Consider the following 22729-nt stretch of genomic DNA (forward strand, 5'->3'; position numbering starts at 1 on the left):
AAGTCTCCCAGTTTCCAATGACCCTCCACGGTTGAGCCGTGGGCTTTCACATCAGACTTAAGAAACCACCTGCGCGCGCTTTACGCCCAATAATTCCGGATAACGCTTGCCACCTACGTATTACCGCGGCTGCTGGCACGTAGTTAGCCGTGGCTTTCTGGTTAGGTACCGTCAAGGTGCCAGCTTATTCAACTAGCACTTGTTCTTCCCTAACAACAGAGCTTTACGACCCGAAGGCCTTCATCGCTCACGCGGCGTTGCTCCGTCAGACTTTCGTCCATTGCGGAAGATTCCCTACTGCTGCCTCCCGTAGGAGTCTGGGCCGTGTCTCAGTCCCAGTGTGGCCGATCACCCTCTCAGGTCGGCTACGCATCGTCGCCTTGGTGAGCCGTTACCTCACCAACTAGCCAATGCGCCGCAGGTCCATCTATAAGTGACAGCCGAAGCCGCCTTTCAATTTCGCACCATGCGGTGCAAAATGTTATCCGGTATTAGCCCCGGTTTCCCGGAGTTATCCCAGTCTTATAGGCAGGTTACCTACGTGTTACTCACCCGTCCGCCGCTAACTTCTTAAGAGCAAGCTCTTAATTGGTTCGCTCGACTTGCATGTATTAGGCACGCCGCCAGCGTTCATCCTGAGCCAGGATCAAACTCTCCAATAAAGTGTTTGTCTAGCATCATAAATAAAAATTGACGTTTCACGTTGTTTGTTTCGTTCAGTTTTCAAAGAACTTGTCCGCCGCTCAATTAGCGACTTCCCTATGTTAACATCTCAGTTATTCGATGTCAACATTTTTTTATTTTTCTTTTTTCGCTTTCTGCTGCAGTGCAGCAGCGACGTTTATTAATATATCATCTGTATTTTTAAAGCGCAAGTACTTTTTAAAAAATATAAAGTTTTTTGTATACCTACTGTTAACTCGTTAACTAACCACAAAGTGAATCCCTTACTTAAGATTTTTTTAGAAAATTTTTACATATTTTTAACTCTACTTCCCTGTCATTTGTTATATAGTAAAACAGTAAACCATCAAACCCTATTATGGAGGAATTTATTTATGGAAAGATTGACGAAGTTTTCATTAAAAAATAGGGCCGCTATTATCATCATGGTTTTTCTCATCTCTGTATTAGGTATTTATTCCGGCTCTAAGTTACCGATGGAGTTTTTACCAAGTATCGATAATCCAGTAATAACAATCACCACCTTATCCGAGGGACTAGATGCTGAAACAATGACAAAAGAAGTAACAGAACCTCTCGAGAAACAATTTCGAAACCTTTCACACGTCGATACCATTACATCGTCAACAAGTGAAGGTTTATCACGGATTGATATTACGTACACCTCAGAAGCAAACATGAAAGATGCAACACGTGAAGTTGAAAAACTCACAAACGGAATACCACTTCCAAAAGACGCAATGAAACCTGTTGTCAGCCAACTAAACACTTCTATGATTCCACTCGCACAAATTACAGTTCAAAAGAAAAACGGTTTTACACAAGCTGATGAAAAACAAATTGAAAAAGAAATTATCCCGCAACTTGAAAATATCGATGGTGTTTCCAATGTTATGTTTTACGGGAAATCAACAGCTGAATTATCTATTATATTAGATCCCATTAAAATGAAAGATAAAAACATCATAACATCACAAATTGTATCTGCCCTTCAAGGAAAAGAAGTTTCTATACCCGCTGGACAAATATCTATAAATAATGAAAATCATCTACTTCGTGTAATTGGAGAAATAAAAAATATTGAAGACATAAAAAACATTACACTCACACCAGAAGTAAAACTAAGTGATATTGCAAAAATTGAGCTAAAACAACATCATGATGCAATTTCTCATATTAATGGAGAAGATGGTGCCGTATTAGTCGTTATGAAGGAACCGAGCAAAAATGCAGTTACAATTGGAAAAGAAATCGAGAAAAAGTTCATAATATGAGCAAACAATATAAAAACACTTTCACTATAAAAACACTTATGTCAACGCACGAACAAGTCGAAAACGCTGTTACAAGCATGGCTAAAGAAGTTATTCTTGGTGCTATCGCTGCTACATTCATCATTTTAATTTTCTTACGTAACATTCGTACTACTTTAATCGCTATTGTCAGTATCCCTTTATCCATACTTCTCACACTCTTTTACTTGATCAATCTCATATCACTTTAAATATTTTAACATTAGGTGGATTAGCAGTTGCTGTCGGACGCCTTGTCGATGATAGCATCGTTGTAATCGAAAACATTTTCCGTCGTTTACAAAAAGATTCTTTCTCAAAAGACGTTATTATTGATGCTACGAAAGAAGTTGCAATCGCAATTACGTCTTCCACTTTAACGACCGTCGCTGTTTTTTTACCAATTGGCTTTGTAGCAGGCGGAATCGGTGAATTTATGTTGCCTATGGTGTTGGCAGTTGTATATTCAATTCTTTCCTCTCTAGTAGTGGCCTTAACAGTTGTTCCGCTCATGGCTTTTCTACTGTTAAAGAAAACAAGACACGAAGAGCGAAAAGGAACAAAACGTTATACAGCCATTTTAAAATGGTCGTTATCACATAAATTTATCATTTTACTTACTTCTTTCTTATTGTTTGTCGGTTCAATTGTAGCTTACATTGTACTTCCAAAAGCGAATATTAAATCTGACGATAACACAATGCTTTCTATCAATATGACATTCCCTGCTAATTACGATTTAGAAAAAGGAAAACAACAAGCTTTCGAATTAGAAAAGAAATTACTTGCAGATACACAGGTACAAGACGTTACATTACGAATGGGATCTGCTTCAGAAGATGCGCAGTGGGGGCAAACGACGAAAAACAATCTTGCAAGTATATATGTAGGATTTAAAAAAGGAATTGACCTTGACGCATACATTAACAAACTAAAAAAAGAGCAGAATCAATTTCAACCAGCAACGTTTGATTATATAAAAGTGAGTTTTTCAAATTTCGGTGGCGGGAATACTTTACAATTTAACGTTACGGCCAACAATAGTGAAGATTTAAAGAAAACTGCCGATCTTGTTACCACAAAATTAAAAGGCTTAGATAGTCTTTCAAAAGTAAAAACAAATGTGGAAGAAGAGAAAAAGAATGGATCATCAACGTCGATCAAACAAAAGCAGAGAAAGCGGGATTAACTCCTGAAGTCATCGCACAACAAGTTGCATTTTTAATGAAAAAATCACCAATTGGCCAAATTTCACTCGATAATGAAAAAACAACTATTGTACTAGAACATCAAAAAACAGACATCCATAATAAAGATGCGATTTTAGACTCAAATATTTTGTCTCCAGTTACTGGTTTGATTGCATTAAAAGATGTTGCAACCATTTCTGAAAAACAAATACAAACAGAAATATTCCATAAGGAAGGAAAAGAAACAATTCAAGTTACAGCAGAAGCAAAAGATGACGATTTAAGTAAAGTAAGTAAAGACGTAAATACAACTATTACAAATTTAAAATTACCTGATGGAGCGAAAGTTAACATTGCCGGAGCAACAGAATCGATGCAAGAAAGTTTCACTGATTTATTTAAAATTATGGGAATTGCAATTGGTGTCGTTTACTTAATTATGGTTATTACTTTCGGGCAAGCACGTGCACCGTTTGCAATTTTATTCTCTCTTCCATTAGCTGCTGTTGGCGGTATTTTAGGTTTAATTATTTCACAAACACCTGTCGATTTAAACTCTCTTATCGGTGCCTTAATGCTAATCGGAATCGTTGTGACAAATGCAATTGTATTAATAGAACGTGTACAACAAAATCGCGAAAAAGGAATGCCAACAAGAGAAGCACTATTAGAAGCTGGCTCAATAAGACTACGCCCAATTATCATGACAGCTATTACAACAATCTTCGCAATGCTTCCTCTACTATTCGGTGATACACAAGCTGGAAGCATGGTATCCAAAAGCTTAGCTGTTGTAGTAATTGGCGGTTTATTAGTTTCTACATTACTAACGCTGGTTGTTGTACCTGTTATGTACGAATTACTAGATCGAATTGGTAGTAGGAAGCATCGCAAAAAACAACATGATTCTTATACGGATATTCCAAACTCATAAAGTGAAATTTCCATCAGTGGGGGTCTTACTGCCCGTTAATACGGGATAAAATACAACAGCCGCATTCAGACTTCTGGATACAACTTTATTACAAGTGCTTAAACTGTTTTAAGAAAGAGAGAGATACTGTCAACAAACTAGAGCAGATGCTCAAAGTGTTGACGGTACCTCTTATTGAAAGAATTATTCTCCTTTTGCTGCAAATTGTTGAATGCGCTCTCCAATTTCATTACGCACTCGTTGAAACTCAGACCATTCTTTTCCTGCTGGATCGTCAAATCCCCAATGAACTCGTTTTACATGTGAAGGTGTAGTTGGACACACATCATTCGCATGACCACAAAGAGTTACTACAAAGTCAGCTTTATCTAAAATTGCTGGATCAATGACATCAGATGTTTGGTCAGTAATATCGATGCCTACTTCTTTCATCGCTTTAACTGCATTAGGATTTACTCCATGTGCCTCAATACCGGCAGAGAGTACAGTCCATTTGTCACCTAAATATTTTTTACCCCAAGCTTCAGCCATCTGACTACGGCAAGAGTTTCCTGTACATAAGAAGTAAATTGTTTTTTTGCTTTCCATATGAATTCCACCTTTTTTATGAATAGTTATTTGGGTTGTGTTTGAAAGTATTTACGTTGAAACCACAGTGCTACATTTACAAGAGCAATCATAACGGGAACTTCGACTAAAGGCCCGATAACCGCTGCAAATGCTGCGCCGGACTGAATTCCAAATACACCTACAGCTACAGCAATTGCTAATTCAAAGTTGTTACTTCCAGCTGTAAATGCTAATGTAGTTGTTACTCCGTAACTTGCCCCAATTTTTTTGCCCATAAAGAAAGAAACAAAGAACATTAATACAAAATAAATAAGTAACGGGATCGCAATACGTACAACATCAAGTGGTACACTCACAATGACTTCTCCTTTTAATGAGAACATCACAATGATTGTAAATAATAATGCGATTAATGTAATCGGGCTAATCTTTGGAATGAATACTTTTTCATACCAAATACGTCCTTTTGTTTTTACAAAGATTAAGCGCGTTAATATCCCACTGATGAATGGAATTCCTAAGTAAATAAATACCGATTTTGCAACCTCCCCCATTGTAATATCTACAATAGCACCTTCAATTCCCAACCATTCTGGAATTACTGTTACAAATACATACGCATACACTGAGAAAAATAACATTTGAAAAACAGAGTTAAAAGCAACTAATCCTGCCGCATACTCTATATCACCTTTTGCTAGGTCATTCCAAACAATGACCATAGCGATACAACGGGCTAAACCAATCATAATTAAGCCCACCATATATTCTGGCTTATCTGGTAAAAATATTACCGCTAAAGCAAACATCAGAACAGGACCAACGATCCAGTTTTGAACAAGTGATAAAACTAATACTTTTCCATCTTTAAAAACTCTCCCCATCTCTTCATAACGAACCTTCGCTAAAGGAGGATACATCATCAAAATTAAACCTATTGCAAGTGGAATAGATGTTGTACCCACTTGTAATAGGTTTAAGTTACTTGTGATTTGTGGAAATAGTATTCCTATACCGATTCCTATAGCCATAGCAAGAAAAATCCAAATGGTTAAGTATCGATCTAAAAATGATAGTCGCTTCATAAAGTTCTCCTTTCAGATTAACAGCAAGATGTAGATTCTATCTTATGAACGTCGCTGTCCGCCCTTGTATAGAAGAATTCCCATTCGTTACCGTCTGGGTCAGTTATCCAAAATTTATCTTGTACGGCATAGCAACATGTTGTATTTATCTCGTCTCGTGCGAAAAAACCTTCTTTTTCTAAACGGTCCTTATGGCCCTTTATTTCTTCTTCATTTTCTAATTGGAATCCAAAGTGATTAACTTGATTTCCATTCACATTATCTATTACATTTAAGGTGAAATTTAATCCTGGAGTTTCCAATAAGAATTTTGCATAATCATTCTTTACTTTAACTGGTTTTACTCCAAATACTTTTTCATAGAATTCAATAGATTTTTCTAGATTTGTAACATTAATCCCAACATGTACGTATTTCATCATAAATTCCTCCTTTGATTTTACATAATATTAATCAAAAAAAATTGATGTATAGTTTAAAAAAATTAGCAACAAGTTCCTTTTCCTGTTTTTCTAAATATACAACAAAGTTCTTCTGATAATAGATTATTTACTTCAGTATCATTTAAATCGTAGTAACTCCAAGTACCTTGCGTTTCTTTGATTATTAAATTTGCATCTAATAAAATTTTCAAGTGATAAGATAATTTAGATTGTGTCATCCCAAATACTTCTGTTAAATCACATACACAAGTTCTTCCCCTTTGACAAAGTTCATACATAATTTCTAATCTTTTTTGATCTGCAAGGGCTTTAAATTTCTTCTCATATTGTTCAAATTGTTTATTCATATCATCCAACCTCGTTCATCAATTTTGTTTGATATTTTTATTATACGCGAGACTTTTTGTTCAATACAACAGTTAAATCAAATTTTTTTGATCAATTCAATTAAGAAATCTTTAGTTCTCCAAAATGGAACATATTTATATAATAAGACAGTCCCCAACACATTATATATGTCTAATATGTTGGGGGTTTGATTTGAAAACGTTTTTATAAAAAAGATAGATCGGACACTTTTTTTCACTCTCTATCTCTTCATTGTGTATAAACAAAAAGAGCATCCTCAAAAGGTCGATTTTATCGAACTTTTAGAGGACACCCTCTTTATTCTATATAGGATACAAGAAGTTATGCTGCTTTTACTTTATTACTTTTACGAGATTTTTTCGTGCCAGTAAAGCGTTTATGCAGTACAGATGCTATAAAGCGAGCAAGAATATTAAATAGTAATACCATAATAATTAATACTGCTGCTGATTTTGCTGCAATTAGCTTCGCATCAGGAACAATTCCCTCAGAATTTAACTTCCAAATATGCACTGCTAATGTTTCTGCTGGTCGAAATGGGTTCAACGGATTAGCAGGACTTGAAAGATCTGCTGCTGCATTTAAAATTGGTGACGTTAATCCCGCTGTATAAATTAGTGCTGCCGCTTCACCAAAAATACGTCCAGCCGCTAAAATTACACCTGTAATAATTTGTGGTAATGCCGATGGAAGAATAATTCTAACAATTGTTTGCCACTTTGTTGCACCTAATCCAAGACTTGCTTCTTTCACATTAGATGGAATTTCTGTAATTGCATTTTCACAAACGCGCGTTAAACTTGGTAAATTTAAAATCGTTAAAGCTAACGCCCCGCCCATGGCAGTATAACCCCAACCTGCCATCGTAACAAACACAAGTAATCCAAATAAACCAACTACAATAGAAGGTAAAGATGCCATTGTTTCGATACATAGACGAACAAAATTTAAAAATCGACCTTGCTTTGCATATTCCGCAAGATAAATTCCCGCACCAAGACCTAAAGGAATTGAAATAATTAATGTAATAACAAGCATATAGAAGGAATTAAATAATTGAGGACCAATCCCTCCTCCTGCTGTTGTATTACTTGGTTCTCCAAATAAAAAATTTGGATCCCAAAATCCCCAACCTTGTCGTAAAATTTCGTATACAAGAAAACCAAGTAAAGCGACTACTAACACTGCAACCGCATATAAAATCCCTGTCCATATACTATTAACTGTTCTAGCATTCATCGTTATCTTTCACCTCTTTGGCCAATCGCTCGAATTACTAAGATAAATAAGAAGGAAATAAGAAGTAATATCATCGCTAATGTCCATAGCGCATTATTCCAAGCTGTCCCATTTAACGTATTTGTCATATCCATTGTCAAAATACCTGTTAAAGTTGAAGTTGGGCTATATAGTCCTTCTGGTAATTTTATTGTATTACCAATTACCATCTGAACTGCTAATGCTTCACCAAAAGCACGAGCTATTCCAAGAACAACCCCTGTTAAAATACCCTGTTTCGCCGCCGGAACAATGACGCGGCTAATCGCTTGCCATTTCGTCGATCCTAAACCATAAGAGGCTTCTAAATATTCAAAAGGAACTGCACGAATTGCATCGGAAGCAATACTTGCAATCGTTGGCAAAATCATAATACTTAATACAACAATACCTGCAATTAAACTAAATCCTACACCACCAAAAGAATCACGTAAAAGCGGAATTAAAATGGTAACCCCTAGTAAACCATATACAACAGACGGAATCCCTACTAATAATTCTAAAACCGGCTTTAGTACTTTGTTTCCAAACTTTGGTGAAATTAAATTCATAAACACTGCTAGTGCAATTGCAATCGGCGCACTAATAATTACTGCACCGAGAGATACAGCAGTAGATCCAACTATGAAAATAACAGCTCCAAAACTTCCATCATTCGGAGCCCATTTTGTTGATGTGAATATTTCTGAAATTGAGATATTGCTTTGCGTAAATGATTGAATTCCTTTTGCACAAATGAATGCGATAATAGCTAATGTAACAGCAACAATTAATAAACCACAAAGCGTCACAAGTGTTCTTCCAATATATTCACTTTTTACGTAGTTAATTTGTTTTTTCCCCTTCATCACAAGACCACAACCTTACTTCCCATATTGAAATGAACAAGACTGGCTAAATAGCCAGCCCGTTTTATATTATTGCTTTAATTTAGACATTGGGATGTAACCCATTTCTTCTACTTTCTTCTCGAAGTCTTTACCTTTTACATAATCAATGTAACCTTTTGTTGCGTCTTTTGCTTCACCTTTTGTGATCATGTATTCATAAGACCAAAACGGATATTTACCAGAAGAAATATTTTCAGTTGTTGGTTCTACACCATCAATTTTCATTGTTTTTAAAGTACCTTTTTTGTCACCAACCATGTAAGAGTTAGCTAAATAACTAATAGATCCTGGTGTAGAGTTGATTGCTTGCTCTACTGCACCATTTGAATCTTGTGTTGTACCTGTAGCATCGTTAATTTTCGCGTCTTTCATAACTGTTTTTTCAAATGTAGCACGTGTACCAGAAGCCGCTGGACGATTAATTACATTAATCTTTTCGTCTTTTCCGCCAACTTCTTTCCAGTTTGTAACTTTACCAGAGAAAATATCTTGTACTTGTTTTACTGTTAAGTTATCAACATTTACATCTTTATTTACAACTAATGCAAATCCGATACCTGCAACTTTGTTATCTACTAATTCTTTTGCTTTGTCAGCTTCTTTTATTTTATCTGCAGCAGGAACATCAGAGTTACCAACTTGAACAGCGCCAGAAGCTACTTGGTTAATTCCAGTTCCACTACCGCCACCTTGAACTGTAATTGACACTTTTGAATTTGTTCCCATAAATTCTTTAGCAGCTTCTTCTGCAAGTGGTTGAAGCGCCGTAGAACCAGCTGCTGTAATTGTACCGGATAATTCTTGCTTCGTTTCGTTACCACCTTTAGCAGTTTCCGTCTTTGTTGTGTCTGTTTTCCCACAACCTACTAAAGCACCTGCAACTACTAATGCTGCTAACGAAAATTTAAAGCCTTTTTTCATAACCATGTCTTGTACCCCCATTTGATTATCACTTTTCATTTCTACATTATTATGTGCATATCTCGTAGTACAAATTCATTGTAGGATAATAATATTATGTCAGTGTTAAGCGTTTTTTAATTTTAAGTAAAGACAGGGGATTCATAGAAAAATCCTTATATATTCATTGTTTTTAACATAAAACAAGTAAAAAACCTTAAGAAACAGAACGTATTGTAAATTTAATTTTAAGAATGTAAATTGATTGTAAATTCTTATCCTCGCTTTTACACTTTTGTTAAGATGTTTTTTCCAAAAGCTCTACTTCCCCTTGTTAAGACACCAACATCCACAACAAAACATGGAATAACATGCAAGTTAGCCATATGAAAACTCCCGCCACTTATCTCCTTTGGATCTTGAAGTGAGGGTTTCTCGTGTATCACCTTCAAGAGATGCTTAACACGAGTGGAGTTGACACAGCTGCCTGATGGCACAACCCCTCTATTCCATCGGCAAACGCCTTTGGAACTACTTTTTTAAGATGTTATAGGAACCATTCAAAAAATACCTGAATATTTTTAAAGTAGTAATTGACAACAACGCTCAATATAACCTAGTATATTATTAACAAAATGTTTCCCTAAGGAAACATTTTGAACTCGTACTAAAAAAATAGAAGTGAGGTAACTCTTATGGTATCGGTTAAAACCCAACCACTCTCTACTTTTAAAACAGGTCAACTTGTACAAATTGAAAAAGTTCAATTAGAAGGAACCATGAAACGCCGCCTGCTTGATTTAGGATTTATTCCTGGTGCAACGATTAAAGTGTTACAGAAAAGTCCACTTGGCGATCCCATTGCATATCAAGTAAGTAATACGACAATCGCCCTTCGAAATGAAGAAAGTTCACGAATAACAGGGACATTGATAGGAGATGATCCGAAATGAATAAGCATCGTATTGCATTAGCAGGAAATCCGAACACCGGAAAAAGTACATTATTTAATACATTAACTGGATTAAAACAACATACTGGAAACTGGACAGGGAAAACGGTATTAAAAGCTGAAGGCGAATATGAACATAACGGAAGCCTCTACACCGTAATCGATTTACCAGGAACATATTCCTTATACTCAAACTCTGCCGATGAAGAAGTTGCACGTGATTACATTATCTTTGAAAAACCAGATGTAACAGTTGTTGTTGTAGATGCTACTGCAATGGAAAGAAACTTGAACTTAGCCTTGCAAGTTATGGAAATGACAAAAGAAGTTGTCATTTGTGTTAACTTGATTGACGAAGCAGAAAAGAAAGGAATTATAATCGATGAGAAAAAATTAGCAAAATCGCTTGGAGTTCCTGTTGTGAAAATTTCTGCACGTAATAAAATTGGACTCGGTCAGTTGTTAAATATGATTGAAAAAGTAGCTAATAGAAAAGTAATTTGTACTCCTTTTCAAATTACTTATAACGAAAAAATAGAACAGATGATTCAAGAACTCGAACCACAAGTCTATAAAGTTTTTGGAGATTCCTATCCTGCACGTTGGATTGCACTTCGCATTCTAGATGGAGATAAGAACTTCTTAGAATCTCTTCAAAAACATCATGAAGAACCACTTGTAAGGGAGGTTGTAATCAATGGAATCTCATTCAACCAGTAAAGCTCTTCCATTAGACTATATCGTGCAGCGCGCGCAAGCACTTGTTAAAGAAGACATTCGCGATGAAATTGTCGTTGATATCTACCGTGCTTCAGCTAATATTTGTAAGAATTCGGTTCAATACACAGATAAAAATAAATTATACCGTTCAGAGAAGCTCGATAAAATATTCACTTCTCCTATATTCGGTTTCCCTATTATGCTCGCTATTTTATCTGTTATTTTTTATCTTACAATTGCCGGAGCTAACGTTCCTTCTGATATGATCGCTGAATTTTTCGGATGGGCAGAAGGTTATTTAACCGCTTGGTTCCAAGCGATGCATGCCCCGGAATGGTTACATGGCATCCTTATTCTCGGTTTATTCCGCGGAACAGGAGCTGTTATTAGTGTTATGTTGCCACCGATGGCTATTTTCTTCCCAATGTTTGCTTTATTAGAAAACTATGGTTACTTACCACGCGTTGCTTTTAACATGGACCGTCTCTTTAAACGTGCCGGGGCACACGGGAAGCAATCTTTAACAATGGCAATGGGATTTGGATGTAACGCAGCTGCAATTATGTCAACACGTATTATCGAATCACCTCGTGAACGTATGCTCGCAATCTTAACAAATAACTTTGTTCCTTGTAACGGTCGATGGCCAACGCTAATTTTATTAGCATCTTTATTTATGGCCGCTGGATATACAGGTGGTATGCAAACCCTTGTAACAGCCGGAGTTGTTGTCGGCATGGTTGTAATTGGCATTATCGTAACTTTAACCGTATCATGGGCACTCTCAAAAACAGCTTTAAAAGGTGTTCCAACTCACTATACGTTAGAATTACCACCTTATAGAAAACCAAAAATTTGGGATACAATCGTACGTGCAACGCTTGATAAATCAATATACGTTCTGAAACGTGCCGTTATCGTTGCAGCACCCGCTGCAGTATTAACATGGGTATTAGCAAATCTATTTATTGGAGACACAAGTCTTCTTATGTATATCGTAAATTTTTTAGATCCGTTTGCAAAATTACTTGGCCTTGACGGATACATTTTAGCAGCATTTATTCTCGGCTTACCTGCAAACGAAATTGTTGTTCCAATTTTATTAATGGCTTATTTATCAACAGGTTCATTAACAGACTTAGACAATTTAACACAAATTAAACAACTGTTTCTTGATCACGGTTGGACTTGGCTAACTGCATTAAACATGATGTTGTTCTCCCTTCTTCATTTCCCATGTGGAACAACACTAGTTAATATATATAAAGAAACAAAAAGTGCAAAATGGACATTTCTTTCATTTGCCATCCCTACTGTAATTGCCATTGTTGTTACATTCTTTACGGCACAATTGGTACATTGGTTAGGACTTATATAAAAAAAGAAACCCAACGTATTACTCGGGTTTCTTTTTTTGCTGCATTTGTTTTTGCCAAGGTTGTGCACCGTATTCTTGTATTTTTTTATGAATGAAATAAGCAGTATATGGAAGAGCTGCCATTAAAATCGTACATATAATCCCTAAAGTTGTAAACATTATGCCGCTCCTTTACTCACCTTCTTACTGGTAACACAGATCCAGTATGTTCAATACTTGGATGCACACGAACAATAATGTTACTCTTACTAAAGTAATTTTTACCTTGGTCCCAATTTTTCCCGATTTTTATCCATTGCTTATAATTTTGACGCTTATAATATTCCCCTAATCCAAGTGCATCTACTTTTAAATCTTTTTGGACAATTTTAATTGTTTTTTGTATCTGTTTTTCCATTTCACTTGCAAGGTATTTACTGATTTCTTCAGGACTCATCGTCTTATTATCTTTCCTTAAATAAACCTCTGCTAATGTTCCGTCTAAATATACATCAATTACAAATTTAGGCTTTTTAGGATTTGTTAAGAATGTGTGGATTTTTCTACGCATCTCACGAATTTCAAATACAATAAGCTGATTTCCTTTTTTTATTTTAAAAAAGCCCCTACTTTTTTCCAACAATATAATTTAGTCCTAATGTTTCCATCCCATTCAGACTACCTACAAATTTAGTATCTTTTCCGCGAAATACAGCTGCTCCTTCCATTTTAATTCCCTGCCGAGTTAGCCCTAAGACAGGAAGAACAAAACTTCGATCAGCAGACATTTTTTCTTGTAAATCACCAATTCGAACTGCTTCTAACATTTGGGCATTTTTCTGCGCATGATTTGATATCATACTTACGTATTTAGAGGGTAAATTTTCTGGTTTTGCACTCTGCTTTAAAATTTCTTCCGCCCTTTCTTTTGAAACGAAAATACGAATGTTCCTGCGCATTTCATGATCACGAAAAAATACATCTAATGTATCTTCTAAAACGAAAGGTTTTTTCAATAAGTCCTCAGAAAAAATAAGCGCTTCTATATGGGGAAAGAATAAGGACCGACTTATTTTCTTAGAGATAATCCGAATTTGAGCAAATACACTATCAGCCGTCGCATTAATATTAATGTAATTTTTTCCACTTGACGGCTTGCTTCCCTGCTGCGTTAAAGAACTAGGCAATACAATTTGATACGTTCCTTTTATAAGGGGTGAATGACTGGTAGTTGTCGTTTCGCTTTTTTCTCCCTTATTCGTTGCCTTATCTAATGCAACACCAACAACAAACCCTCTTTCTTCAATTTCCTGCCGTTCAGAGCAGCCACTTATAAGTAAAATCAAAAACAGACAACTCATGATTTTAAGAAGAAGGTTCATTTTTATTCCCCCTCCTTTTATTTTATAGAAAATAAAAATGAGAAGAGGAACAACAAACATAACAGACATGTCAACCCAAGCTAAATATGTACCATACTTACTTATCACATCCAAATTACCTGGAATATTATTTACAACATAAATGATAGGTGCACTAATAAAAATAAACGTATGTTTTTTTATTGCAGGAAACATTGCACAAAATAAAAAAATAGCGACATCATAATACAATGCAGTTGTATTAAAAACAGTAATAATCCATGTTATAAAAAAGATTGCATCAAATCTCTCTAGAAAACCTCCCCCAATTTCAATTTCTTTTCCAAGTTCAATCGTTGGATATGTTAAAGTGCTAGTCGTTAAATAAGTAAATACACTTATACAAGTAACATAAATTAACATATAGGATAAAACAGTAATCATAACCCCTTTCGCTGCTGCCATAGGGGCTTTTTTTGTTGACTTGAGTATAGCAGCATAGAAAAACCCCACTTCAAATCCAATAAATGTAAAGGCAGATTCTCTGATTCCACCCATATATTTACTCATTTTAGTTTGAAAAAATGGGGCTAAATTTTCAAATTCCATTAAATTAACATTTAACAGCGATAACAAAATAATAGCAATAAAAACAATAGGTAAAAACAGAACAGTAAGTCTTAATAATCCTGCCCTAGATCCACAAACGCCATAAACAACAACGAGCAAATAAAAAAAGGACAAAAGCTGAACAGGTGTATCACTAAATAAATAGGTTTGAGAAATAATAGAAATTGTTCGCGCTTCATGAGCCGTAATTCCTGTAAATATTAGTATTAAAATAAGACAGATAAGATAAGTAATCGGCTTCGTTAAATACACGCTCGTATATTGAACAAAATTTTGTTTCGGAAATAAAATGGCAACCTTCATGATAAACCATGCAAAACAAGCAGATGCTAATCCACCTAGGAGTAAAAGAATCCATCCATCCGCAAAAAGCGCATGAGTCGCTATAACACGCGGCATGGCAAGTGCACCTGTACCAATAATAGTAGAAGATATAGCAAACGTGAGTTCACGAGTACCAACTTCTTCATCTCCATACTCAAACGGCTTCACTTCATCCCCTCTCCTTTGAACGCAGCGTTTTATCCTGTGGTTGTAAGTACTCCGGTCTTTCTTTCAACATTGCTTTAGGCAAACGTACAACATCTTCCTTCCAATCTTTATAAAAGGCAGGTGTAATCGGTGCAGAATACGGTACTCCAACACTCGTTAAATTTACGATGTGAATTGCTAAGGCAATTAATCCTAAAATAATTCCATACAAGCCAAAGACTGTAGCGGCCAACATAAATGCAAACAATAAAATACGAAAGGTAATTGTAATGCTATATACTGGCAATGAAAATGTAGCTACGGCCGTAACCGCAATAATAATGACAAGAAACGGATTTACAATGCCGGCACTTACAGCAGCTTCTCCAATAACAAGACCTCCTACAATACCAATCGTTGGTCCCATTGGCTTAGGAAGGCGAATTCCAGCTTCACGAATCAGCTCCATTGTAAAAGCCATTATGAGTGCCTCAATATACGCTGGAAACGGAACACCTTCTCTTGCTCCAGCAATTGAATATGCAAGAGTAGAGGGGATAAGCCCTTGATGATAAGAAACGAGAGCTACATACATAGCCGGTAATAAAATCGCAATCGTGCCCGCTAACATTCGAAGGCCTCTTAACAACGTTCCAATCATCCAACGTTCATAGTGGTCTTCCGGTGATTGAAATATGTCAATCATCACCATTGGAGCAATAAGTGCAAATGGAGAACCATCTACTAAAATAGCTGCTTTCCCTTTTGCAAGTGAAGCTGCGACGTTATCTGGTCTTTCTGTATTTAAAAATTGAGGGAAAGGAGACAAACTATTATCTTGTATGAGTTGTTCAATCGTTCCTGTTTCAAAAATAATATCTGTTTCAATAGACTGCAGTCTCCGATTTAATTCTTTTACAATATAAGGATGAATAATATCTTCAATGTAAGCTAATGTTACTTCCTTCTGTGAACGTTTCCCCATAATATAGGAATGAAAACGTAATTGCGGGTCACGGATGTGACGCCGAATTAACATTTTGTTTACATTCACATCTTCAATAAATCCTAAATTAGGCCCTCGAATGATTGTCTCTGTCGTCGGTGAATCAAGACTTCGTTTCTCCCATTCACGGAAATTTACAATCATTGCAGAAGGAATACCATCTAGCAGCACAATTGTATCGCCTGCTAATAGTGCATTCATAACATCTGGAAATGTCTTTGCAATACTCACTTCTCCAACTGATAAAAATTGATCGATTAATGTTTGCATAATTGGAGCTTGTTTAGGAATGTCTTCATACTGCAATGGGCGAATAACAAAACGATAAATCATATCTTTATTGCTTAGTCCGCATAAAAATATAACTGCACATCGATCGTTTGTTCCTGAAAGAGAAAATTCACGCACAGTTAAGTCATTAGGTGAATCTAACTTTTCTCGAATTGCATTGGTAATTTTCGATAAGTTAGCATCTAACTGAATCATCTTTATCATCTAACTTTCTTTTTCAAAATGTTGTAGTTATATTTCTCCACTTCAAACAAATATATACAAAAAGAGTTATCCTTTTGTAACAGGATAACTCGAGTAAAACACTATCTTATTCCCTATTTCTCATGAAATTCAAAACAGACGAAACAAATATTTCTACACCGATTGGCAAGGCATCCTCGTCAATTGTAAAAAGCGGATGATGATGTGGATATATAATTCCCTTCTCTTGATTTCCAGCTCCAATAAAGAAAAATGTACCTGGGGCTTTTTGCAAGAATGCGGAAAAGTCTTCTCCAGCCATCGTCGGCTGTAAATGAACAACTTGTTCCCTTCCTAAAAGTTGCAATGCCGTATTTTCTACATGCCTTGTTACATTCTCTTCATTTACAACTGGGCGATATCCATATTCATATGTAAATGTATAAGATGCCCCGTATGCCTCTGTAATACATTTTACAATTCTCTCAATTCGCTCTGCTGTTTGCTTCCGAAGTTCATCTCGTAAACTTCTTACTGTTCCTCCAATTGTCGCACTGTCAGGAATTACATTATGAGTTGTCCCTGCATGGAACTGTGTTACAGATAACACTAATGAATCTAACGGATTAGTAAGCCTAGAGACAATTTGTTGTAATTGAGAAACAACTTGTGTGCCAATTGCAATACTATCAACCGTTTCATGCGGAATACCAGCATGCCCACCTTTTCCCACAATCGTAATCGAAAACGCATCAGGAGCAGCCATTGCTGGACCATATACAACACCAATTTTCCCAACTTCCAGTGGTGCCCAAAGGTGTGCACCAATAATATAATCGACCCCTTCCATAACACCAGCGTCAACCATTTCCTGTGCACCGCCCGGAAAGTTCTCCTCAGCATGTTGAAACAAAAAACGAATTTCACCTTGAATTTGATCCCGCTTTTGTGAAAGTGTGTATGCTGTTCCAAGTAACATCGCAATATGTCCATCATGTCCACACGCGTGCATAACTCCTTGATATCTAGAAACAAAATCAAACTCATTCTCTTCTTCAATAGGTAGTGCGTCCATATCAGCACGAAGCGCAATTGTTTTTCCTGGCTGTTTACCAACCAATTTTGCCATCACACTATACTGCGTTGGACGCGAAACTTCTAGATGAGGAAATGTTTGTAGTATGTCGTAAATCGTTTGAGATGTTTTTTCTTCATGATAAGAAAGCTCAGGATACATATGAAAATGTCTTCTCCATTGAATAAGCTGCTCTTTCGAAATAGATGCTTCTTGTATAATATCCATATACAATCATCCTTTCTCCACTAAATTACCTGTTATTATAGCGTGTACAGCTAACAAAACAAACATTATTCTGATAATTATCACTATTAAATGTTATTGATTTATGAATTTAAAAAATAAAAAGGCTATCGGATTTGATAGCTTTTTTATCCCGCATTAACAGATAGTAAGACCCCCACCTCAAGATTCAGAGAAAATCGAAGAAGTTAGGTGGGGGATCTTACTGCTCGTAAAAGCCCGATTGGTTCAACTAATAATCAATAGCCATAAAGTTAAAATTTTACCTTATCTGTAAGTTGTATAAAAAAATAGGCTGGTGCTATACAAAGCCCCAATATGCTACTGGTTCCAATAATAAGAGAAAGTAAAATGCAAGAATACTTTACTCCGTTTGTTTTTTTCCATCCATAACTCCAAATTTCAATGCTGAGGCCAATCAGTATAATTGCGATAAGTACTTCCCCAAGTAATAAAAGAGCTAAAGTTGATATTGACATGTCTTAACACTTCCTTAGCTACATATGATAGTAATATTTTACCATACATATAACTTAAGGAATATTGCGAACTTACTGCGCAATTAAGGTTTAATAAATTAATTTCTTCTATAAAGAATAAGGTGAAAATGTCATTAAATCTGTTCTTTTGAACCTGTTAAAAAGGGTGGATCTCCATGCTGTAGTTTCGTAGTACCATGAGATATTAATGATTTTGAATAGTGAGTACCTTACCTAAGGGGAGTAGACGACGCAGTGCTAAAGCTTCATATGTATATAAGATAAGTATTTAAGCAATATAAAAAAAGCCTGCTGAGGCATTGCCCCAACAGACTTTTGAAAATACGCGTTACATAGAGAAGAAAATCCAAACTGTACCAACAACCGTTACTGCAGCGATGAAAAAGTGGAATACGATTGTGAGTGTTTGTATTGTGCCTTCTCCTTCTGTCATGTGCATAAACATAACTAATTGTAATGCGGCTTGTGCCACTGCCATTATAAGAATGCTCGTTAAGATTGTTGCAAATGGCAAACTTGTATATAACGCTACATATAAAGCAAGGAACGTTAATGCAAGTGATAAAATAAATCCGAAAACGTGTGACCATGGAAATCCGCTATGAGCGTGTTGATTTGCTTGTGTATTGTTTTGTCCCATTATTACGCCACCATCCCGTTCAAGTAAACTAGTGTGTAAATGAAGATCCAAACAACATCAAGGAAATGCCAGTATAAGCTGATAATAAATACTTTACGAGCTGTAACTGGTGTTAGTCCTCGTTTTAAAATTTGGATAATAACACAAGTTGCCCAAATGATACCACCTGTTACGTGGGCACCATGCGTTCCAAGAAGAACGAAGAACCCAGATAAGAATCCGCTTGTTTGTAGTGTAGCACCGTGGCTTGCGTACAGTGCAAATTCTTCAATCTCCATGTAAAGGAAGCCAGCGCCTAACAGTAATGTAATGATAAACCATAGGAGCATACCATTTTTATTTTCTTTACGCATTTCATGAATTGCGATCCCGCATGTGAAACTACTTGTTAAAAGTAAAAGTGTTTCAATCATAACAGGCTTTACTTCGAAAAGTTGTGCAGGTGTTGGACCACCTGCGGTACTACCAGCTAATACTAGGTAAGAGGCGAAAAGCGTTGCAAATAGCACGATTTCAGCCCCAAGGAAAATCCAAAACCCTAAAATATTCAATCTGCTTTGTTCAGTTTGATATTCTAGAGGTAAGCTTTTATCTAAAGCCGCCATTTCGTTTCACCTCTCATGCAACATGTTCTGTCTTTTTAATTTCATCCACGCTAATGTAATATCCGTTGTCGTAATCAAACGAGCGCCAGATCATACAACCTAACATACCAATACCACCGACAATTGCTAACCCGAACCAACTAAATACTAATGCAAAACCTGCAAGACCAATAAAACAAGACATAATAATTGGAACACCTGAATTGCTTGGCATATGAATTGGTTTCAAGTCTTCAGGTTTTGGTGTAATAGACTCACCGTTTTTCTTCATTTCCCAGAATATATCGCTCTGCTTAATTTCTGGTACTACTGCAAAGTTGTAATGTTGTACAGGAGACTGTGTTGCCCATTCAAGTGTACGGCCATCCCAAGGATCTCCAGTTAAATCACGCTCGCCATGACGAATGCTGTAAACTACGTTGTAGCATAATAAGATAAAGCCGATACCCATCATTACTGCACCAACAGATGCGATTAGGTTTAATCCACCCCATCCAAGGTTTGCAGAGTATGTGTACATACGACGTGTCATACCGTCTAAACCTAGGAAGTACATTGGGAAGAAACAGATGTTAAATCCGCTCATAAAGATCCAGAATGTCCATTTACCAAGGCGTTCATTTAGCATATGACCTGTGATTTTTGGATACCAGAATGTAAATCCAGCAAGCATCGCAAATACTGTACCTGCGATTAATACGTAGTGGAAGTGAGCAACTAGGAAGTAGCTGTTATGGTACTGATAGTCAGCTGCTGCCATCGCAAGCATAACACCCGTAACTCCACCGATTACGAAGTTTGGAATAAACGCCAATGACCAAAGCATTGGAACTGTAAAACGAATACGACCTTTATACATTGTAAACAACCAGTTAAAGATTTTAACACCGGTTGGAATCGAAATCGCCATTGTTGAAATCGAGAAGAATGAGTTAACCGATGGTCCTGCGCCCATTGTAAAGAAGTGATGGAGCCATACAAGACCACTTAAAACTGAGATAGCAACCATTGAGTAAACCATCGCGCTATATCCGAATAGACGCTTACGCGAGAATGTACTTATGATTTCAGAGAAAATACCGAATGCCGGTAAAATAACGATATATACTTCAGGGTGACCCCATACCCAGAATAAGTTCGCCCAAAGCATTGGCATACCACCGCTCGCCATCGTAAAGAAGTGAGCATCAAATAGACGGTCAAATGTCATTAATGCAAGAGCAACTGTTAATACTGGGAAAGCAAAGATAATGATTACACATGTGATTAAAATAGACCATGTAAACATTGGCATTTTCATTAACTTCATGCCTGGTGCACGCATTTTCAAGATCGTAACAAGGAAGTTAATCCCTGTCATCAGCGTACCGAGACCCGCAATCTGCAATGCAATTGAATAATAGTTGTTTCCTACGCCTTGGCTAAACTCTTTACCAGCCATTGGGAAGTACGATGTCCATCCAGCGTCTGGAGAACCACCGACAACGAAGGAGATGTTAAATAACATAGCACCTACAAAGAATAACCAAAAACTTAATGAGTTTAAGAAAGGATATGCAACATCACGCGCCCCAATTTGAAGAGGTACAACAATGTTCATTAATCCCATAACAAATGGCATTGCCATGAATAGAATCATTACAGTGCCGTGCGTTGTAAAGATGCCGTTATAGTGTTCAGCATTTAAATAAGTTGTGTCAGGAAACGTTAATTGGGCACGGATCATTAAGCCGTCCATACCACCACGGAACAGCATTAAAATCGCTGAAAGAATATACATAGTCCCAATTTTCTTATGGTCAACAGAAGTTAACCACTCATCCCAAAGCCATCTCCATTTTTTGTACTTTGTTAGTACGAAAAGGATTCCTAATGTCACAAGAACAATAGATACGTCCGCTCCGTAGATAATCGGATCGCCTGTGACAAAAAATTCATCAAGCTTCACTGTATTCACTCCAATCTGTTGGAATAGTCGTTGTTACTTTTTGTTTTTGTAGTAGTTGTAATCACAATATTCAAGTGATTTTGGATCTACATATTTTAAATGATTGCTAGAGAACGTCATACGCCCTACTACACCTGGTTCAATAATTTCTTTATACTTGTTTTCTGATAATTTAGGGGCAGTTTCTTGTACTTCTGTTACCCACTTGTTGTAGTCTTCTTTTGTTTTAGCTTCAAGTTCAAACTCCATGTCAGTAAATCCTTCACCAGAGAAGTTTGCACTACGTCCAGTATAAGAACCTGGTTTATCAGCTTGTAGGTATAAATCCATGACCATATTATCCATTGTATACTTCATACCACCAAGTTCTGGAATCCAGAAAGCATTCATTGGACCGACAGAAGTTAATTTAAATTGAATTGGTACACCTGCTGGTACATTTAAATAGTTAACGGTTTCAATTCCTTCCTCAGGATAACTGAATAACCATTTCCAGTTTGCAGATGTAACGTAAATTTCAACAGGTTTTATATCTTTTGATTGTGCTGGAGGCTTTTCCGATGCATATGTTGCTTTTACCGTTGGAATTGATAATGCAATCACGATGATAACAGGGAAAATAGTCCAGATAATTTCTAAAAGAGTATTACCGTGTATATCAGGTGGCTCATAGTCCATATTATCTGGTTTTTCACGGTAACGAATTAAAATAACTGTAAACAAGACGAATACGACTAGAATAATTACAGACATCAGTATCATTGACCAAACAATTAAATCATACTGTGTTTTTGCAACAGGTCCTTGTGGATTTAATACAGCGATTTTGTCGCATCCACCGAGGAACAAGAGTAGTGATAGTGGAAGAAGTGCAGCCAACTTCCAAAACTTTTTTTCAGTTGCACGATTGAAAATCTCCTTTCTCCTTGGATTGAAACTATGCCAATAAAACAATATAAACCTATTAATTTATAGATGGCAATAGTTTTTAAGATATTGTTAAAAAATAGACACAAATACACAGTTTTTACGATGAAAAACTTTTGTAACTTGCTAATATTGTAAACTATTTTTAATGCCATATCTCGATTTTTAAAATTTTAAGATAA

General features: G+C 36.3%; 18 protein-coding genes, 1 rRNA gene and 3 pseudogenes (1 of these 22 running past the window's edge). 4 read left to right on the top strand and 18 right to left on the bottom strand.

What is annotated here, in order from left to right; translation table 11 throughout:
- Positions 1-662, bottom strand: a 16S ribosomal RNA gene (locus ACEWFJ_RS20940) (it extends 890 nt beyond the left edge of the window).
- A gap of 396 nt (positions 663-1058) precedes the next feature.
- Between ACEWFJ_RS20940 and ACEWFJ_RS20945 the strand changes: the two are divergent.
- Positions 1059-4100, top strand: a pseudogene (locus ACEWFJ_RS20945) (efflux RND transporter permease subunit).
- A gap of 183 nt (positions 4101-4283) precedes the next feature.
- Here the strand turns inward: ACEWFJ_RS20945 and arsC are convergent.
- The 7 genes from arsC to ACEWFJ_RS20980 form a co-directional block, all read right to left on the bottom strand.
- Positions 4284-4688 carry an arsenate reductase (thioredoxin) gene (gene arsC / locus ACEWFJ_RS20950; RefSeq protein WP_473689791.1) on the bottom strand — a complete coding sequence of 135 codons (405 nt, stop codon included), beginning with the start codon at positions 4686-4688 and terminating at the stop codon, positions 4284-4286.
- Positions 4689-4714: 26 nt separating this feature from the next.
- The gene (arsB, locus tag ACEWFJ_RS20955; RefSeq protein ID WP_473689792.1) at positions 4715-5755 is read right to left on the bottom strand and encodes an ACR3 family arsenite efflux transporter; all 1041 of its coding nucleotides are present in this window, start codon (positions 5753-5755) and stop codon (positions 4715-4717) included.
- Positions 5756-5772: 17 nt separating this feature from the next.
- The gene (locus ACEWFJ_RS20960; RefSeq protein ID WP_098309093.1) at positions 5773-6174 is read right to left on the bottom strand and encodes an ArsI/CadI family heavy metal resistance metalloenzyme; all 402 of its coding nucleotides are present in this window, start codon (positions 6172-6174) and stop codon (positions 5773-5775) included.
- 65 nt (positions 6175-6239) lie between these two features.
- Entirely contained in the window at positions 6240-6545 is a 306-nt protein-coding gene (arsR, locus tag ACEWFJ_RS20965; protein WP_098309092.1) for an arsenical resistance operon transcriptional regulator ArsR, read from the bottom strand.
- A gap of 343 nt (positions 6546-6888) precedes the next feature.
- Positions 6889-7806, bottom strand: coding sequence for a phosphate ABC transporter permease PstA (gene pstA / locus ACEWFJ_RS20970; RefSeq protein WP_253628628.1), 918 nt, complete (start codon positions 7804-7806; stop codon positions 6889-6891).
- A 2-nt stretch (positions 7807-7808) separates the two neighbouring features.
- Positions 7809-8693, bottom strand: coding sequence for a phosphate ABC transporter permease subunit PstC (gene pstC, locus ACEWFJ_RS20975; protein ID WP_473692627.1), 885 nt, complete (start codon positions 8691-8693; stop codon positions 7809-7811).
- Between the two features lie 69 nt (positions 8694-8762).
- A complete protein-coding gene (locus ACEWFJ_RS20980; RefSeq protein ID WP_473689793.1) occupies positions 8763-9662 on the bottom strand; it encodes a phosphate ABC transporter substrate-binding protein PstS family protein in 900 nt (299 codons plus the stop codon).
- Positions 9663-10330: 668 nt separating this feature from the next.
- Between ACEWFJ_RS20980 and ACEWFJ_RS20985 the strand changes: the two genes are divergently transcribed.
- The 3 genes from ACEWFJ_RS20985 to ACEWFJ_RS20995 are packed head-to-tail and all read left to right on the top strand — an operon-like array spanning position 10331 to position 12685.
- A complete protein-coding gene (locus tag ACEWFJ_RS20985; protein ID WP_098309088.1) occupies positions 10331-10588 on the top strand; it encodes a FeoA family protein in 258 nt (85 codons plus the stop codon).
- On the top strand, positions 10585-11307 hold the full coding sequence (locus tag ACEWFJ_RS20990; RefSeq protein ID WP_473689794.1) for a FeoB small GTPase domain-containing protein: 723 nt from the start codon (positions 10585-10587) through the stop codon (positions 11305-11307). The genes ACEWFJ_RS20985 and ACEWFJ_RS20990 overlap by 4 nt, the downstream gene beginning before the upstream one ends.
- Positions 11285-12685 (top strand): nucleoside recognition domain-containing protein, encoded by a 1401-nt coding sequence (locus ACEWFJ_RS20995; RefSeq protein WP_473689795.1) that lies wholly within the window; start codon positions 11285-11287, stop codon positions 12683-12685. Before ACEWFJ_RS20990 ends, ACEWFJ_RS20995 begins: the two co-directional genes overlap by 23 nt.
- A gap of 18 nt (positions 12686-12703) precedes the next feature.
- Here the strand turns inward: ACEWFJ_RS20995 and ACEWFJ_RS21000 are convergent, their stop codons facing one another.
- From ACEWFJ_RS21000 to qoxA, 10 genes and pseudogenes are all read right to left on the bottom strand, one after another.
- The gene (locus ACEWFJ_RS21000; protein WP_473689796.1) at positions 12704-12844 is read right to left on the bottom strand and encodes a hypothetical protein; all 141 of its coding nucleotides are present in this window, start codon (positions 12842-12844) and stop codon (positions 12704-12706) included.
- A 16-nt stretch (positions 12845-12860) separates the two neighbouring features.
- Positions 12861-14046 (bottom strand): annotated as a pseudogene (locus ACEWFJ_RS21005) (Ger(x)C family spore germination protein).
- Positions 14030-15147 (bottom strand): annotated as a pseudogene (locus ACEWFJ_RS21010) (GerAB/ArcD/ProY family transporter). Before ACEWFJ_RS21010 ends, ACEWFJ_RS21005 begins: the two co-directional pseudogenes overlap by 17 nt.
- A 1-nt stretch (position 15148) precedes the next feature.
- Positions 15149-16618, bottom strand: coding sequence for a spore germination protein (locus tag ACEWFJ_RS21015; RefSeq protein ID WP_473692629.1), 1470 nt, complete (start codon positions 16616-16618; stop codon positions 15149-15151).
- A 115-nt stretch (positions 16619-16733) separates the two neighbouring features.
- Complete coding sequence (locus ACEWFJ_RS21020; protein ID WP_473689797.1) at positions 16734-17909, bottom strand: M20 family metallopeptidase; 1176 nt, start codon at positions 17907-17909, stop codon at positions 16734-16736.
- Positions 17910-18181: 272 nt separating this feature from the next.
- Positions 18182-18406 (bottom strand): DUF4022 family protein, encoded by a 225-nt coding sequence (locus ACEWFJ_RS21025; protein ID WP_154711198.1) that lies wholly within the window; start codon positions 18404-18406, stop codon positions 18182-18184.
- Positions 18407-18755: 349 nt separating this feature from the next.
- Entirely contained in the window at positions 18756-19067 is a 312-nt protein-coding gene (gene qoxD / locus ACEWFJ_RS21030) for a cytochrome aa3 quinol oxidase subunit IV (protein ID WP_098309079.1), read from the bottom strand.
- A 2-nt stretch (positions 19068-19069) separates the two neighbouring features.
- Positions 19070-19672 carry a cytochrome aa3 quinol oxidase subunit III gene (gene qoxC, locus ACEWFJ_RS21035; protein ID WP_098309078.1) on the bottom strand — a complete coding sequence of 201 codons (603 nt, stop codon included), beginning with the start codon at positions 19670-19672 and terminating at the stop codon, positions 19070-19072.
- A gap of 13 nt (positions 19673-19685) precedes the next feature.
- Positions 19686-21620: a cytochrome aa3 quinol oxidase subunit I gene (gene qoxB / locus ACEWFJ_RS21040; RefSeq protein ID WP_473689798.1), complete on the bottom strand. Its 1935-nt coding sequence runs from the start codon at positions 21618-21620 to the stop codon at positions 19686-19688.
- Positions 21621-21653: 33 nt separating this feature from the next.
- Positions 21654-22535, bottom strand: coding sequence for a cytochrome aa3 quinol oxidase subunit II (gene qoxA / locus ACEWFJ_RS21045; RefSeq protein ID WP_473692631.1), 882 nt, complete (start codon positions 22533-22535; stop codon positions 21654-21656).
- Positions 22536-22729: the final 194 nt, after the last annotated feature.

The sequence above is a fragment of the Bacillus sp. EA-CB0995 genome (genome assembly GCF_055814245.1).

Bases quoted from the DNA above. Each gene is read 5' to 3' on its own strand.
- arsC (WP_473689791.1), bottom strand. From the start codon at position 4,688: ATGGAAAGCAAAAAAACAATTTACTTCTTATGTACAGGAAACTCTTGC.
- arsB (WP_473689792.1), bottom strand. From the start codon at position 5,755: ATGAAGCGACTATCATTTTTAGATCGATACTTAACCATTTGGATTTTT.
- ACEWFJ_RS20960 (WP_098309093.1), bottom strand. From the start codon at position 6,174: ATGAAATACGTACATGTTGGGATTAATGTTACAAATCTAGAAAAATCT.
- arsR (WP_098309092.1), bottom strand. From the start codon at position 6,545: ATGAATAAACAATTTGAACAATATGAGAAGAAATTTAAAGCCCTTGCA.
- pstA (WP_253628628.1), bottom strand. From the start codon at position 7,806: ATGAATGCTAGAACAGTTAATAGTATATGGACAGGGATTTTATATGCG.
- pstC (WP_473692627.1), bottom strand. From the start codon at position 8,693: ATGAAGGGGAAAAAACAAATTAACTACGTAAAAAGTGAATATATTGGA.
- ACEWFJ_RS20980 (WP_473689793.1), bottom strand. From the start codon at position 9,662: ATGGTTATGAAAAAAGGCTTTAAATTTTCGTTAGCAGCATTAGTAGTT.
- ACEWFJ_RS20985 (WP_098309088.1), top strand. From the start codon at position 10,331: ATGGTATCGGTTAAAACCCAACCACTCTCTACTTTTAAAACAGGTCAA.
- ACEWFJ_RS20990 (WP_473689794.1), top strand. From the start codon at position 10,585: ATGAATAAGCATCGTATTGCATTAGCAGGAAATCCGAACACCGGAAAA.
- ACEWFJ_RS20995 (WP_473689795.1), top strand. From the start codon at position 11,285: ATGGAATCTCATTCAACCAGTAAAGCTCTTCCATTAGACTATATCGTG.
- ACEWFJ_RS21000 (WP_473689796.1), bottom strand. From the start codon at position 12,844: ATGTTTACAACTTTAGGGATTATATGTACGATTTTAATGGCAGCTCTT.
- ACEWFJ_RS21015 (WP_473692629.1), bottom strand. From the start codon at position 16,618: ATGATTCAGTTAGATGCTAACTTATCGAAAATTACCAATGCAATTCGA.
- ACEWFJ_RS21020 (WP_473689797.1), bottom strand. From the start codon at position 17,909: ATGGATATTATACAAGAAGCATCTATTTCGAAAGAGCAGCTTATTCAA.
- ACEWFJ_RS21025 (WP_154711198.1), bottom strand. From the start codon at position 18,406: ATGTCAATATCAACTTTAGCTCTTTTATTACTTGGGGAAGTACTTATC.
- qoxD (WP_098309079.1), bottom strand. From the start codon at position 19,067: ATGGGACAAAACAATACACAAGCAAATCAACACGCTCATAGCGGATTT.
- qoxC (WP_098309078.1), bottom strand. From the start codon at position 19,672: ATGGCGGCTTTAGATAAAAGCTTACCTCTAGAATATCAAACTGAACAA.